Origin of the sequence: Thermus neutrinimicus, from assembly GCF_022760955.1 — a bacterium.
GTDB classification, from domain to species: Bacteria; Deinococcota; Deinococci; order Deinococcales; family Thermaceae; genus Thermus; species Thermus neutrinimicus.
In genome coordinates, this window is sequence record NZ_JAKTNU010000002.1 from 149,158 (window position 1) to 162,981 (window position 13,824).

Below are 13,824 nucleotides of genomic sequence, written 5' to 3' on the forward strand. Positions count from 1 at the left end.
ATGCTCCGCTACCGCTTCACCGCCGAGGAGTTCCACCGCCTGGCCGAGGCCGGCATCCTTCCCGAGGACGCCCGGGTGGAGCTGGTGAAGGGGGAGATCGTCACCATGAGCCCGGTAGGCAAACGCCACATGGCGGCCGTGAAGCGCCTCATGCACCTTCTCTTTCCCCTGCAACAGGCAAGGAAAGCCCTCCTGCAAATCCAAGACCCCCTAAGGCTCTCCCCGGAAAGCGAACCCCAGCCCGACCTGGTCCTCCTCGCCTACCGGGAGGACTTCTACCGGGACCGGATCCCGGAGGCCCAGGATGCCTTCTTGGTGGTGGAGGTGGCGGAGACCTCCTTGGACTACGACCTAAACGTAAAAACCCCCCTCTACGCCAAGGCGGGCATCCCCGAGGTCTGGGTGGTGGACCTGGAAGGCAGGCGGGTTCTGGTGCACAGGGAGCCCCAGGGGGAGACTTACCGGGAGGTGCGTACCCTTCACCCCGGGGACACCCTGGTCCATATGGGCGTGGAGATCCCCGTGGAGGAGATTCTATGAGGAAGACCCTAATCCTCACCGGGGCGAGCCGGGGGATCGGCCGGGCCCTGGCCCTGGAGCTGGCCCGGGCGGGCTACGACCTGGTGCTGAACGCCCGCTCAGAAGGGCCCTTGGGGGAGGTGGCCGAGGAGGTGCGGGCCCTGGGGGCCAGGGTGGAAACGGTGGCGGGAAGCGCCGGGGAGGCCCAGGTGGCCGAGAGGCTGGTGAGAAAGGCCGAGGGCCTAGGGGGGTTTTACGGCTACATCCACAACGCCGGGGTCCTCCACCCAGGGCCTTTGGTCTATGAGCTTGCCAAGCCCCTATTCCTGGAGGTCCTCGAGGCCAACCTCATCGCCGGCTACCAGCTGGCCCGCTTCGCCTATCCCCTCCTCCGGAAAAAGGGGGAAGGGGTGGTGGTCTATGTGGGCTCCGGGGCGGCCGAGTCCAACCTTCCCGGCATCGGGGCCTATGCGGTGGCCAAGGCGGCGGAGGAGCACCTGGCCCGGCAGCTGGCCGCCGAGGTGCCCGAGGTCACCTGCTTCATCTACCGGCCTGGGGTGGTGGAAACCGAGATGCAACGCCAGGCCCGCGAGGCCCAGGGAAGCGCCGCCCTGGTATTGCATCAGGTTTTCCGCGGGTACAAGGAGGAAGGCCGCCTCCTAAGCCCCAAGGAGGCCGCCTATGCCCTGGTGCGCCTTCTCCCCAGGGCGCGCCAGTTTCATGGAAAGATCGCAACCTGGAGGGACGCATGAGATCCGACCGCATCAAAAAGGGATTGCAACAGGCCCCCGCCCGCTCCATGCTCCGGGCGGTGGGCGTGGGGGATGAGGACTTCTCCCGGCCCTTCGTGGGGGTAGTGAACACCTTCACGGACGGGATGCCCTGCAACTACCACCTCCGCCAGCTGGCCCTGGACGTCAAGGCCGGGCTTAAGGAGGCGGGGGTCTTCCCCTTTGAGTTCGGGGCCCCTGCCATCTCCGACGGCATCAGCATGGGTACCCCTGGGATGCGGGCGAGCCTCGTGAGCCGGGAGGTGATCGCCGACAGCGTGGAGCTGGTGGCCCAAGGCTACCTTTACGACGGGATGGTGGTCCTCTCCGCCTGCGACAAGACCATCCCCGGCGGGGCCATGGGGGTGATCCGCAGCGGGGTTCCGGGGATGGTCCTCTACGGGGGAACCATCGCCCCCGGGGAATGGCGGGGGAGGAAGCTCACCATCGTCTCCGTGTTTGAGGCCGTGGGGCAGAGGGCTGCGGGCCGGATCACCGAGGAGGAACTTTTGGAGATCGAGCGCCGGGCCATTCCCGGCCCCGGGGCCTGCGGTGGCCAGTACACGGCCAACACCATGGCCATGGCCCTCGAGGCCCTGGGCCTCTCCCCTGTGGGCTACAACGCCATCCCCGCCGTGCACCCGGAAAAGCCCAAGGCCACCCGGGAGGCGGGCCGCATCCTAGCCCGGGCCATAGAGCAGAACTGGAAACCCCGGGATTTCCTCACCCGCCGAAGCTTCCTAAACGCCATCGCCGCCGTGGCCGCCACCGGGGGAAGCACCAACGCCGTTTTGCACCTCCTGGCCATCGCCCGGGAGGTGGGGGTGGAGCTGAGCCTGGACGACTTTGACCAGGTTTCCCGGAAAACCCCGGTGATCGCCGACCTCCTTCCCTGGGGCACCTACACCGCTTGGGAGCTTTACGAGGCCGGGGGCACCGCCTTGGTCTTCCAAAAGCTCCTGGAGGCGGGGCTCCTTTTCGGGGAAGAAAGGACCCTCACCGGTAACACCCTGGCCGAGGAGGTGGAGCGGGCCTACCGGGAGGCGGAGGGGCAGAAGGTGGTCTTCCCGGTGGAGAAGGCCTTGAAGCCTCAAGGGGGCCTGGTGGTCCTTAGGGGCAACCTGGCCCCAAGGGGAGCGGTCTTGAAGCTGGCGGGCACCGAGCGCACCCACTTCGAAGGCCCGGCCCGGGTCTTCGACTCCGAGGAGGCCGCCATGGAAAAGGTCCTGGCGGGGGAGATCCGTCCCGGGGACGTGGTGGTGATCCGCTACGTGGGCCCCAAGGGCGCCCCCGGGATGCCGGAGATGCTTTCCGTCACCAGCGCCATCGTGGGCGAAGGCCTGGGCCCCGAGGTGGCCCTCCTCACCGACGGCCGTTTTTCTGGGGGCACCCGTGGCCTCATGATCGGCCACATCGCCCCCGAGGCCTTCGTGGGAGGGCCCATCGCCCTTTTGGAGGAGGGGGACCGGGTACGGATTGACGTGGAGAGGCGCCTTTTGGAGGTGCTCCTCCCCGAGGAGGAGCTAAGGAGGCGCCAGGCGCGCTGGCAACCCAGGCCCCCCGCCTTCCGCCACGGCCTCTTCGCCCGCTACGCCGCCCTGGTGGAGCAGGCAGACCAGGGGGCGGTGCTGAAGGACCCTGAAGCCTAGGGCTTCTCCGGCCGCTTGACCGCATCGGGGGCGAGGTTTAAGCCTCGCCCCTTGGCTATCTCCTCCGGGGCGAAGGGATCCCCCTTGGCCTGGAGAAGGACCCTAAGGTGGTTTAAAAGGGCGGCCAGCTCCTCGTCCTTGAGCTGGGCGAAGCCAGGCATGAGCCCGGCCTCCCCCTTTTTCCCGTAGAGGACCACCAGGACCAGGTACCGCCTTCCCTCCGGGGTGGCGAACAGGGGAGCCGAGGCCTGAAGGCCCGGATAAGGCCGCACCCCCTGGCCCTTCTCCCCGTGGCAGACGGCACAGGTCCGGGTCCAAAGCCCCCCCGCCCCCTGGGCCAGGGCTGCCCCCAGGCCCAGAAGGAAGAGGAGGGGCCAAAGCCGCTTCATGGGACCAGTATAGGGGGTCCTCGAGGCTAGGGCCTTTAGCGAGCCTTCACCTCGGTCCAGACCCGGTCGTAAAGGGCGATATCCGGCCCCAGGTCCTTGAGGTACTCAAGCTTCTGCCGCACCTCCTCCGGGGGGAAGACCGTGGGGTCCTGGCGCATCTCCTCGGGAAGAAGGGGAAGCGCCTTGGCCACGGGGGTGGCGTAGCGGGTGTATTCCGCCAAGGCGGCGGCGTTTTCCGGTTCCAGCAAAAAGTCCATGAAGCGGTAGGCCAGGTCCTGGCTGGGACCCCGCTTCAGGATCACCACGGCATCGGTCCAGAGGGTGCCGCCTTCCTTGGGCAGGACGTAGCGGAGCCTCTCATCCTCCTGCTTGGCCTGGAGCACATCCCCGGAATAGGCCAGGGTGAGGGCGGCATCCCCCGCCAGGATGCGGTTCAAGGCCTCCACTCCCCCGGAGAAGCCCACGGAGCGTCCCTTGGCCTCGAGGAGAACCCCCTTGGCCCTCTCCAGGGCCTCGGGGTCCGTGGTGTTCACCGAGTAGCCCAGGTACTTCAAGGCCGCCCCGATGGTCTCCCGCATCTCGTCCAGGAGAAGGAAGGGCCCCACCTGCCTGGCAGGGTCAAAGAGAACGGCGAAGGAGTCCACGGGGCCCTGCACCAGATCCTCCCGGTAGGCCAGGCCCGTGGTGCCCCAGAGGTAGGGGATGGAGTACTGCAGGCCCGGATCATAGGGGGGGTCCAGGAAGAAGGGGTCCAGGTTGGCCAGGCCCTTCAGCCTGCCCTTTTCCAGGGGAGCGATGAGCCCCTCCCGGGCCATCTGGAGCACGTAGTAGTCGGGGGCCACCACCAGGGAGAACTCCCGGTCCGCCCCCGCCTTCAGCTTGGCCAGCATGGCCTCGGGGGATTCAAAGGTGTCCAAGACCACCTTGGCCCCGGTCTCCCTCTCAAACTTCCTGAGGAGGTCCTCCGGGATGTAATCCGCCCAGTTCAGGAAGTAAAGGGTCCCCCCCGCCTGGGAAGCCGGCCGGGGCCGCAAAAGGAAGATCCCCAAGGCCACCAGGGCCAGAAGCAAAACCAGAATGCCCAAACGCCTCATACCCTCCTCCGGCTCAAAGCATACCCCAAGGCCAGGAAAAAGGCGCTAAGGGCGATGATCAGGGTGGAAAGGGCGTGCACCTTGGGGCTTACCCCCAGCTTCACACTGGAATAGATGTAAAGGGGCAGGGTGGTGGCCCCGGGGCCGGCGGTGAAGAAGGTGACCACGAAGTCGTCCAGGGAAAGGGTGAGGGCAAGCAGCGCCCCCGCTGCCACCCCCGGCCAGGCCAGGGGCAGGGTCACGTGCCAGAAGGTCTGCCAGCCCCGGGCCCCCAGGTCCCGGGCCGCCTCCTCCAAGGCCGGGTCCAGAAGGAGGAGCCTCGAGCGCACCACCAGGGTCACAAAGGCCACCTGGAAGGTGATGTGCCCCAGGATCACCGTGAAGAGGGAAAGGCGGGGAAAACCCAAGACCTCCCTTGCCAAGGCGAAGAGGAGGAGCAGGGACACCCCCATGACCACGTCGGGCACCACCACGGGGATGTAGAGGAGGTAGCGCAAAAAGCCCTTGCCGGGAAAGCGGTAGCGGACCAGGCCCACCGCCAACAGGGTTCCCAGGGCCGTGGCCACCAGGGTGGAAAGGAAGGCCACCACCAGGGTGTTCAGGAAGTACTCCAGCACCCTGGGGTCTTGGAAAAGGGCCCGGTACCAGTCCAGGGTGAAGCCGGTGAACCGCACCCCCCGGCGGCCTTGGTTGAAGGAGAGGGCCACGATGACCAGGATCGGCAGGTAGAGGAAGAAGTAGACCAAAAGGGCGTGGAGGGCAAGAAGCCTTCTCATAACAGGTCCTCGGGATAGGGGCTCCGCCCGTGTCCCAGGCCCCTTTCCCCCTGCAGGCGGGCGTAGAGGTAGAGGGATAGGAGGACAAAGCCCATGAGAAAGACGCTTAGGGCAGCGCCAAAGGCCCAGTCCCGGGTGATGCCGAACTGCTGCTGGATGAGGTTGCCGATCAAAACCACCCGCCCCGCCCCCAAGAGGTCCGCCACCACAAAGGTGCCCATGGCGGGGATGAAGACCAGGACGCTTCCCGCAAACAGCCCGGGGTAGGTCTGGGGCAAGACCGCATGCAAGAAGGCCCGAAGGGGCCTGGCCCCCAGGTCGTAGGCCGCCTCCAATAGTTGCCAGTCCAACCGCTCCACGCTGGCGTACACCGGCAGGACGAAAAAGGGCAGGAAGGTGTACACCGTGGCCAAGAGCACGGCGAAGAAGGAGGGATAGAGGGCCAAGGGCCCCAGGCCTAAGGCCCCAAGAAGGGCGTTCACCAGACCCTCCCGTTGCAACAGCACCAGCCAGGCGTAGACCCGGATCAGGAAGTTGGTGAGAAAGGGGAGGAGGAGGAGGAAGAGGAGGAGGTCCCGCCGGGGGTGGCGGGCGATGTAGAAGGCCAAGGGATAACCCAGCAAGGCGGAGAGCAGGGTGGCCAGGACCCCCACGAGGAGGCTTTGGGCGAAGGCCTCGAGGTAGACAGGATGGAGGAGCCTGGCGTAGTTGTGAAGCCCCAGGGGGCCCGTAAGCTCCCCGTAAGGCCCCCGGGTGAGGAAGGAGGCCACGAGGACCAAAAGGGTGGGGAGAAGGACGAAGAGCAAAAGCCAAAGGCCCCCGGGGCCCACCGTGACCAGGACCCGGAAGGCGCGCCGCCAAGGGGTGGCCGCCTCATTCATGGACCACCACCAGGTTCTCTGGGGGAAGGTAGCAGAAAACCTCCTCCCCGTAAGCAAACTCCTCGGCCCCAGGTTCCTGCAGGTCCTGGTTCAGGGTATAGGCCAAAAGCCGCACCTCCCCCGAGCGCAGGTAGTACTGGTTCTCCGCCCCCGTGTAGACGATCTCCTCCACCCTGGCCCGCACCAGGTTCTCCCGGGCGGGCACCCCGTTGCCCGCAGGGTAAAGGCGGATCTTCTCCGGCCGGATCACCAGATGGGCCTCCCGCGAAAGGGGCTCCCTTAGGCGCAGAGGGCCAAGGGGGGTTTCCGCCCCCAGGGGGTGGGGCCTGGCGGGCAGAAAGTTGGAGCGGCCCAGGAAATCCGCCACAAAGCGGTTTTTGGGCCGCTCGTAGACCTCGTCGGGAAGGCCCACCTGCTCAATCCTCCCCGAGCGCATCACCGCGATCCTGTCGGACATGACCAAGGCCTCCTCCTGGTCGTGGGTGACGAAGATGAAGGTGGTGCCAAGCCTCCGCTGAAGCTGCATGAGCTCCACCCTTAGTTCCTGACGAAGCTTCAGGTCCAAGGCGGAAAGGGGCTCGTCCAGGAGGAGCACCTCGGGCTCCAACACCAGGGCCCGGGCCAGGGCCACCCGTTGCCTCTGCCCTCCGGAAAGCTCCCGGGGATAGCGTCTTTCCAGGCCCAGGAGATCCACCAGCTCCAAGGCCCAGGCCACCTTCCTGCGGATCTCCCCCGCGGGCAACCCCTTCATGCGCAGGCCAAAGGCCACGTTCCCCTCCACGGTCATGTGGGGAAAGAGGGCGTAGTTCTGAAAAACGGTGTTCACGGGGCGGGCATAGGGGGGAACCCCGGTCATATCCCTCCCGGCGATCTCGATCCGCCCCGCATCCGGGGTGTCAAACCCCGCAAGAAGCCTAAGGAGGGTGGTCTTGCCGCATCCCGAGGGCCCCAAAAGGCTGAAGAACTCCCCCCGCCTGACCTCGAGGTCCACGCCATCCAGGGCCACCACCCCGCCGTAATCCTTGCGCACCCCCAAGAGGCGAACCAGCACTTCCCCGGCCACGGGGCCCAGTTTAGGGGGAGTGGCCCCTTGGCTCAAGCCCTCAGGGAGCCGCCCGGTCCCGGTGCACCAAAAGGGCAAGGCCCAAGGAGAACAGGGTGGCCATGAGGCTGGAACCCCCATAGGAAAAAAGGGGAAGGGTCAAGCCGGTCACCGGCATCACCCCCAGGGCCACCCCCAGGTTCACCAGCACCTGGAAGCCCAGCATCCCCCCCACCCCGGCCAGGAAGAGGCGGTCGGAGGGGCGGGGGCATTCCAAAGCCATGCCCAAAAGGCGCGCCAGAAGGAGGGCGTAAAGCCCAATGAGGGCCACGGCGCCCACAAATCCCCACTCCTCCGCAAAGACGGCGAAGACGAAGTCCGTGTGGCGGAAGGGGACGAAGCCCAGCTGGGTCTGGGTGCCCTGGCCATACCCCTTGCCGAAAAGCCCTCCCGAGCCGATGGCGATGGTGGACTGGATCACCTGGAAACCCTGGCCCAGGGGGTCCCGGTAGGGATCCAAGACGATGAGGACCCGCTCCCGCTGGTAGGGCTTGAGGTTGGGCCAGACCACAGTGGGCACCAGGAGGGCTAGGGCCAGAAAGCCCACCACAAGGTGCTTCCAGGGCAGGCCCCGCACGAACAAGACGCTAAAGACGCCAAAGAGCACCACCAGGCCCCCCCCCAGATCCGGCTGCAGGAGGAGGAGAAGGACCACAGGGGCCGTGAGGAACCCGGGAAGAAGGTAATCCCAAACCCGGCGCACCTCCCGCGCCTCCAAAAGCCGGGCCAAGGCCAGGATCAGGCCCAGCTTGGCCAGCTCCAGGGGCTGGAACTGCAAGGGGCCCAGGACGAACCAGGCCTTGGCCCCGTTGATCTCCCGGCCGAAGGCCAAGACGGCCACCAATAGGAGCAGGGAAAGGGCGTAAAGGGGGTAGGCCAGGGCGAAGACGGTGCGGCGGGAGAGGAACTGCACCCCCACCGCCAGGAGGAGGCCCAGGAGGAAGGCCACTAGCTGGCGGTTGAGGAGGCCTGGGTCGGGGGCAGCGCTTCGGAGGTTGAACAAACCCAGAACGGATATGGCCAAGGCCAGGAGGATTAGACCCCAGTCATAGGCAAGAAGGTTCGGGCGCCGTAGGACCATGGAAGCCTACCGCAAGGGGATGTCGGCGACCAGGACCATCTTCTCCCCCCGCTCCTCGAGGGCCACGCTGAGGCCCTCCTCCTGGGCGGGGAAGTAGCGGCGAAGCACCTCCAGGAGGTCCCGCTTCAGGTTCTCCACCAGGCCCGGGGAAAGCTTGGCCCGGTCGTAGGCCAGGACCAGCTTGAGCCTTTCCTTGGCCTTCTCCTTGCTCTTCCTACGCCACCACATCAGCGACCTCCAAAGAGCCTACGGATCACCGCCAGAAAGCCCTGGCTATCCTCCAGGTTGCGGAAGGGCACCTCCTCGCCCCTAAGGCGCCGGGCGGTGTCCATGTAGGCGAGGGCGGCGGGGCTTGTACCCTTTAGCACTAAAGGCTCGCCCTGGTTGGTGGAGATGAGCACCTGCTCGTCCTCGGGGATGATCCCGATGGGCTTAAGCCCCAGGATCTCCACCACGTCCTCCACGGAGAGCATATCCCCCCGGGCCACCATCTTGGGCCGCAGGCGGTTGATGATGAGGAAGTTTTCCCGGACCTCCCGGGCCTCGAGGAGGCCGATGATGCGGTCGGCATCCCGCACGCTGCTCACCTCCGGGTTCACCACCACCAAGGCCCCTTCCGCCGGGGTGGCGGCGGTCTGGAAACCCTTTTCGATGCCGGCGGGGGAGTCTATGAGCACCCGGTCAAACCCCTCCTCCGTGAGAAGGTGCTGGACCAGTTCCCGGAACCTTGCGGGGTCCAGGGCCTCCTTGTCCTTGGTCTGGGAGGCGGGGAGCAAGAAGAGGTTCTCGATGCGCTTATCCCGGATCAAGGCCTGGCGCACCTTGGCCCGTCCCTCCAACACGTCGATCAGGTCAAAGACCACCCTCCCCTCGAGGCCCATGACCACATCCAGGTTCCTGAGGCCCACGTCCACGTCCACCACCGCCACCTTCTCCCCCAGTTTGGCCAAAGCCGCCCCCAGGTTGGCGGTGGTGGTGGTCTTCCCCACGCCGCCCTTACCCGATGTCACCACGATGGCTCTTGCTCTCACCGCTTTCCCTCCTGCACCATGTCCAATATCCCATCCAATTCGCTTAAGAATTCCAAAACCCGCTTGCCCCGCGGGGTCAGGAGGTATTCTACCCGAGGGGGCACCTCGGGGTAGGCCTGCCGCTGTACGAAGCCCAAGAGGTGGAGCTCGCGAAGCCGCTCCGCCAAGGTGCGGGGGGAAAGGCCCAGGAAGGACTCCAGGTCGGAGAAGCGGGAGGTTCCCCGGCTCAAAGCGAGGAGCACCTCCGGCGCCCCGCGCCGCGCCAACACCTTGAGCACCTTGCGGGTGTTCTTGGAGAGGGCCATGGCCCAATCCTAGCAAATCGGGCCAGCAGCTATCCACAGGTAAAGCCTTGGCCCCTCACCCCAATCCCTGCGCCCTTGGCGCGGAAGGGTGTAGGCTAAGGGGGGAGATGAAGGGGGAGATCAAACCCGACTGGAAGGACTTTTTGGCCCTGGTGCTGGCGGCCTATGGCCTCCTGCTTCCGCCCCTTTTCCTGGTGCTCGGGGCGCTATTCCTCTTCCTCCTCCTGGTCAGGGTTTTCCTGTAAAACTAAGGCATGGAAGGCCTCTTTGAGTCCCTACCCGAAGGCTACCGGGAACGGCTTGGTCGCCCGGGGGAGTACCCCTTCACCCGGGGCATCTACCCCCGGATGTACCTGGACAGGCTCTGGACCATGCGCCAGTATGCGGGCTTCTCCACCGCGGAGGAGTCCAACGCCCGCTACCGATACCTCCTTTCCCAAGGCCAGACGGGCCTAAGCGTGGCCTTTGACCTCCCCACCCAGCTGGGCCTGGATCCCGACCACCCCATGAGCGTGGGGGAGGTGGGCCGGGTGGGGGTGTCCATCGCCACCCTCGAGGACATGCAAAAGCTCTTTGACGGCATCCCCCTGGACCGGGTTTCCACCAGCATGACCATCAACGCCCCCGCCATGATGCTCCTGGCCCTCTACCTCCTGGTGGCGGAGGAGCAGGGGGTTTCCTGGGACAAGGTTTCCGGAACCGTCCAGAACGACATCCTCAAGGAATACTTCGCCCGGGGCACCTACATCTACCCTCCGGGCCCTTCCATGCGCCTGGTGACCGACATCTTTGAGTTCTGCGCCCGGCACGTCCCCCGCTTCAACACCATCTCCATCTCGGGCTACCACATCCGGGAGGCGGGCTCCACCGCCGCCCAGGAGATCGCCTTCACCCTGGCGGACGGCAAGGCCTACGTGAAGGCCGCCCTGGAACGGGGCCTTAAGGTGGACGAGTTCGCCCCCAGGCTTTCCTTCTTCTTCGCCGCCCATGGGGATATCTTTGAGGAAGCCGCCAAGTTCCGGGCCGCCAGGAGGCTTTGGGCCCGCATCATGCGGGAGGAGTTCGGAGCCAAGGACCCGAGGAGCTGGATGCTGCGCTTCCACACCCAAACGGGGGGCTCCACCCTCACCGCAAAGGAGCCCTTGAACAACGTGGTGCGCACCGCTTACCAGGCCCTGGCGGCGGTGCTGGGCGGCACCCAGAGCCTTCACACCAACGCCTACGACGAGGCCCTGGGCCTGCCCACGGAGAAAAGCGCCCTTCTCGCCCTGCGCACCCAGCAGATCCTGGCCTTTGAGAGCGGGGTCACCCGGGCCATAGACCCCCTGGGGGGAAGCTTCTACGTGGAGCACCTCACGGACCAGCTGGAGGCGGAAGCGGAAAGGCTCATCCGCGAGATCGACGCCCTGGGAGGTGCGGTGGCCGCGGTGGAGGCGGGGTATTTCAGCCGGGCCATAGAGGAGTCTGCCTGGCAGTTCCAGAAGGAGGTGGAGGAGGGCAAGCGGATCATCGTAGGGGTGAACCGCTTCGCGGATCCCCACAGCCCCCTGAACGAGCCCACCCCCGTGCAGCGCATAGACCCCGAGTTGCACGAGAAGCGCAAGCGGGAACTGGCCGCCTTCAAGGCCCGAAGGGATGGGGAAAGCGTCCGGCTGGGCCTGGAAAATCTGCGCCGGGCCGCTAGGGGTAACGAGAACCTTTTCCCCTACGTGCTGGAGGCCTTCCGCCGCCGGGCCACCCTGGGGGAGGTCTGCGGGGTGCTAAGGGAGGAGTGGGGGGAGTACCAGCCCGGGAGGTGAGGCGATGGAAAATGAGGCCCAGCTTTGGGAGTTCTTGGAAAGGCACCTGGCCAGCATCTACCAAGGGGACTGGGCCACCTACGAGGCCACCACCCACCCCGACCTTTCCCTTTACGAGTGGTTCGTGGCCCCCCACCGCCTGGACGGCCTTGCCTTCCACCGCTTCATGATCGAGCACAACTGGGCCACCTCAGGAAGACCCCACCGCCTGGACCTTTTGGAAAGGCGCCTGCAACGCTACGGGGACGTGGCCATCTTCACCTATACCCTGCTCCTCACCGTGGCGGAGGAGGGGGGGCTAAGGCACCGGGCGGTGAACGAAAGCCGGGTGGCGGTGCGCTTTCCCCAGGGCTGGAAGGTGGTGCACGTGCACAAGAGCCCGGCCCAGTAGCATCCCCGCCCTAAAAAAGGGCCGGGTTTCCCCGGCCCCTCCCTTAGCCCCCTTGCCTGAGGCGCTCCACCACCGAGCGGTCCTCGAGGGTGGAGGTATCCCCCTTGATCTCCTGCTCCCCTGCGGCGATCTGCCTCAAGAGGCGGCGCATGATCTTGCCGGAGCGGGTCTTGGGCAGGGCATCGGTGAAGCGTACCTCGTCCGGGCGGGCGATGGGCCCGATCACCTTGGCCACATGGGCCTTGAGCTCATCCCGCAAGGCCTCAGAAGGGGCATGCCCTTCCTTCAGGGTCACGAAGGCCACGATGGCCTCGCCCTTCAAGGGGTCGGGACGGCCCACCACCGCCGCCTCGGCCACCGCGGGGTGGGAAACCAGGGCGGACTCGATCTCCATGGTGCCGAGCCGGTGCCCGGCCACGTTCAGGACATCGTCCACCCGGCCCAGGATGAGGTAATACCCATCCTTATCCCGCCTAGCCCCATCCCCGGTGAAGTAGTTGCCGGGGTGTTGGCTGAAGTACTGCTGCAGGAAGCGGTCGGGATCCCCCCAGACGGTGCGGAGCATGCTGGGCCAGGGGCGGGTAATGCACAGGTGTCCACCCTCGTCGGGACTCTCCACCGGCTTGTGCTGGGAGTCCAGGATCTCCGGCTTCACCCCGAAGAAGGGTTTGCCCGCATGCCCGGGCTTCATGGGATGCGCCCCGGGGAGGGTGGTGATCATGATGCCCCCGGTTTCCGTCTGCCACCAGGTGTCCACGATGGGGCAACGCCCCTTCCCGATCACCTGGTAGTACCAGAGCCAGGCCTCGGGATTGATGGGCTCCCCCACGGTGCCCAAAAGGCGCAGGGAATCCAGCCGGTGCCTAAGGGGCCAGCCCTCCCCCCACTTCATGAAGGCCCGGATGGCGGTGGGGGCGGTATAGAGGATGTTTACCCCGTACTTGTCCACGATCTGCCAGAAGCGGTCGGGCTCGGGCCAGTTGGGGGCCCCCTCGTACATCACCGTGGTGGCCCCGTTCAGAAGGGGTCCGTAAACCACGTAGGAGTGGCCGGTGATCCAACCCACATCGGCGGTGCACCAGTAGACATCCTCGTCCTTAAGGTCAAAGACCAGCTTGGTGGTGAGGTACACGTAGGTCATGTACCCGCCCAGGGTGTGCAAGACCCCCTTGGGCTTCCCCGTGGAACCCGAGGTGTAGAGGATGAAAAGGGGCTCCTCCGCCTCCATGGGCTCCGCCTCGGCCCGGTCAGAGGCCGCTTCCATGAGCTCGTGCCACCAGTGGTCCCGGCCCGGGGTCCAGGGTATCTCCTCGCCGGTGCGCCGCACCACCACCACGTGCTCCACGGTGGAGACCTCTTTTAGCGCCTCGTCCGCGTTCTGCTTCAGGGGCACGATCTGGCCCCGGCGGTAGCCCCCGTCGGCGGTGATGAGCACCTTGGCCTCGGCGTCCCGGATGCGCTCGGCCAAGGCCCCGCTGGAGAAGCCCCCGAAGACCACGGAGTGGATGGCCCCGATGCGGGCACAGGCCAGCATGGCGATGGCCGCCTCGGGAACCATGGGCAGGTAGATGGTGACCCGGTCCCCCTTCCTCACCCCCAGGCGCTTGAGGACGTTGGCAAACTTCTGCACCTCCCGCCAGAGGTCGTGGTAGGTTAAGACCCTTTCCTCCCCCGGCTCCCCCTCCCAGATGAGGGCCGCCTTGTTGCGCCGCCAGGTGTGCACATGGCGGTCCAGGGCGTTGTAGGACAGGTTGGTCTTGCCCCCCACGAACCACTTGGCGTGGGGCAGCTCCCCTTCCAGGACCTTTTGCCAGGGTTCAAACCAGTGGAGCTCCGAGGCCACCCGGCCCCAGAAGCCCTCGGGGTCCTTTAAGCTTTCCTCATAGAGGCGCTGGTACTCCTCCTCGCTCCCGATGTGGGCCCGTTGCCGGAAGGCCTCGCTGGGGTAAAAGACCCGCTCCTCCTTGAGAACGCCTTCGATCCGGTCCATATACCCTCCCTTGGCCTTTCAGGATAGGCTGGCCCAGGGATTGGGGT

16 protein-coding genes are annotated in these 13,824 nt (G+C 66.1%); 6 read left to right on the forward strand and 10 right to left on the reverse strand.

The window, feature by feature from the left end; all coding sequences use genetic code 11:
- From L0C59_RS02690 to ilvD, 3 genes are read left to right on the forward strand one after another with little or no spacing between them, the layout of a single operon-like run.
- On the forward strand, nucleotides 1-540 hold the full coding sequence (locus L0C59_RS02690) for a Uma2 family endonuclease (protein WP_243089675.1): 540 nt from the start codon (nucleotides 1-3) through the stop codon (nucleotides 538-540).
- Complete coding sequence (locus tag L0C59_RS02695) at nucleotides 537-1,271, forward strand: SDR family NAD(P)-dependent oxidoreductase (RefSeq protein ID WP_243089676.1); 735 nt, start codon at nucleotides 537-539, stop codon at nucleotides 1,269-1,271. Before L0C59_RS02690 ends, L0C59_RS02695 begins: the two co-directional genes overlap by 4 nt.
- Nucleotides 1,268-2,938, forward strand: a complete 1,671-nt coding sequence (gene ilvD, locus L0C59_RS02700; RefSeq protein WP_243089677.1) for a dihydroxy-acid dehydratase — start codon at nucleotides 1,268-1,270, stop codon at nucleotides 2,936-2,938. Before L0C59_RS02695 ends, ilvD begins: the two co-directional genes overlap by 4 nt.
- On the opposite strand, the gene L0C59_RS02705 is transcribed toward ilvD, so the two are convergent.
- Genes L0C59_RS02705 through L0C59_RS02750 form a run of 9 tightly spaced genes read right to left on the reverse strand, consistent with a single transcriptional unit; the run spans nucleotide 2,935 to nucleotide 9,597 of the window.
- The gene (locus L0C59_RS02705) at nucleotides 2,935-3,327 is read right to left on the reverse strand and encodes a c-type cytochrome (protein ID WP_243089678.1); all 393 of its coding nucleotides are present in this window, start codon (nucleotides 3,325-3,327) and stop codon (nucleotides 2,935-2,937) included. The two genes, ilvD and L0C59_RS02705, sit on opposite strands and share 4 nt — an antisense overlap.
- A gap of 35 nt (nucleotides 3,328-3,362) precedes the next feature.
- Nucleotides 3,363-4,421: a polyamine ABC transporter substrate-binding protein gene (locus tag L0C59_RS02710; RefSeq protein ID WP_243089679.1), complete on the reverse strand. Its 1,059-nt coding sequence runs from the start codon at nucleotides 4,419-4,421 to the stop codon at nucleotides 3,363-3,365.
- Nucleotides 4,418-5,197: an ABC transporter permease gene (locus L0C59_RS02715; protein ID WP_243089680.1), complete on the reverse strand. Its 780-nt coding sequence runs from the start codon at nucleotides 5,195-5,197 to the stop codon at nucleotides 4,418-4,420. Before L0C59_RS02715 ends, L0C59_RS02710 begins: the two co-directional genes overlap by 4 nt.
- A complete protein-coding gene (locus L0C59_RS02720) occupies nucleotides 5,194-6,078 on the reverse strand; it encodes an ABC transporter permease (RefSeq protein ID WP_243089681.1) in 885 nt (294 codons plus the stop codon). The genes L0C59_RS02715 and L0C59_RS02720 overlap by 4 nt, the downstream gene beginning before the upstream one ends.
- A complete protein-coding gene (locus L0C59_RS11240) occupies nucleotides 6,071-7,141 on the reverse strand; it encodes an ABC transporter ATP-binding protein (protein WP_423247917.1) in 1,071 nt (356 codons plus the stop codon). The genes L0C59_RS02720 and L0C59_RS11240 overlap by 8 nt, the downstream gene beginning before the upstream one ends.
- A gap of 40 nt (nucleotides 7,142-7,181) precedes the next feature.
- On the reverse strand, nucleotides 7,182-8,261 hold the full coding sequence (gene rodA, locus L0C59_RS02735; RefSeq protein WP_243089682.1) for a rod shape-determining protein RodA: 1,080 nt from the start codon (nucleotides 8,259-8,261) through the stop codon (nucleotides 7,182-7,184).
- A gap of 6 nt (nucleotides 8,262-8,267) precedes the next feature.
- Nucleotides 8,268-8,489: a cell division topological specificity factor MinE gene (minE, locus tag L0C59_RS02740; protein ID WP_243089683.1), complete on the reverse strand. Its 222-nt coding sequence runs from the start codon at nucleotides 8,487-8,489 to the stop codon at nucleotides 8,268-8,270.
- The gene (minD, locus tag L0C59_RS02745) at nucleotides 8,489-9,292 is read right to left on the reverse strand and encodes a septum site-determining protein MinD (protein ID WP_243089684.1); all 804 of its coding nucleotides are present in this window, start codon (nucleotides 9,290-9,292) and stop codon (nucleotides 8,489-8,491) included. The genes minE and minD overlap by 1 nt, the downstream gene beginning before the upstream one ends.
- Entirely contained in the window at nucleotides 9,289-9,597 is a 309-nt protein-coding gene (locus L0C59_RS02750; RefSeq protein ID WP_243089685.1) for a winged helix-turn-helix transcriptional regulator, read from the reverse strand. The genes minD and L0C59_RS02750 overlap by 4 nt, the downstream gene beginning before the upstream one ends.
- A gap of 107 nt (nucleotides 9,598-9,704) precedes the next feature.
- Between L0C59_RS02750 and L0C59_RS02755 the strand changes: the two genes are divergently transcribed.
- The 3 genes from L0C59_RS02755 to L0C59_RS02765 are packed head-to-tail and all read left to right on the forward strand — an operon-like array spanning nucleotide 9,705 to nucleotide 11,787.
- Nucleotides 9,705-9,842, forward strand: coding sequence for a hypothetical protein (locus tag L0C59_RS02755; RefSeq protein WP_243089686.1), 138 nt, complete (start codon nucleotides 9,705-9,707; stop codon nucleotides 9,840-9,842).
- 9 nt (nucleotides 9,843-9,851) lie between these two features.
- Nucleotides 9,852-11,396: an acyl-CoA mutase large subunit family protein gene (locus L0C59_RS02760; protein ID WP_243089687.1), complete on the forward strand. Its 1,545-nt coding sequence runs from the start codon at nucleotides 9,852-9,854 to the stop codon at nucleotides 11,394-11,396.
- Nucleotides 11,397-11,400: 4 nt separating this feature from the next.
- A complete protein-coding gene (locus L0C59_RS02765; protein WP_243089688.1) occupies nucleotides 11,401-11,787 on the forward strand; it encodes a nuclear transport factor 2 family protein in 387 nt (128 codons plus the stop codon).
- Between the two features lie 43 nt (nucleotides 11,788-11,830).
- On the opposite strand, the gene acs is transcribed toward L0C59_RS02765, so the two are convergent.
- The gene (gene acs, locus L0C59_RS02770; protein ID WP_243089689.1) at nucleotides 11,831-13,777 is read right to left on the reverse strand and encodes an acetate--CoA ligase; all 1,947 of its coding nucleotides are present in this window, start codon (nucleotides 13,775-13,777) and stop codon (nucleotides 11,831-11,833) included.
- Between the last annotated feature and the right edge of the window lie 47 nt (nucleotides 13,778-13,824).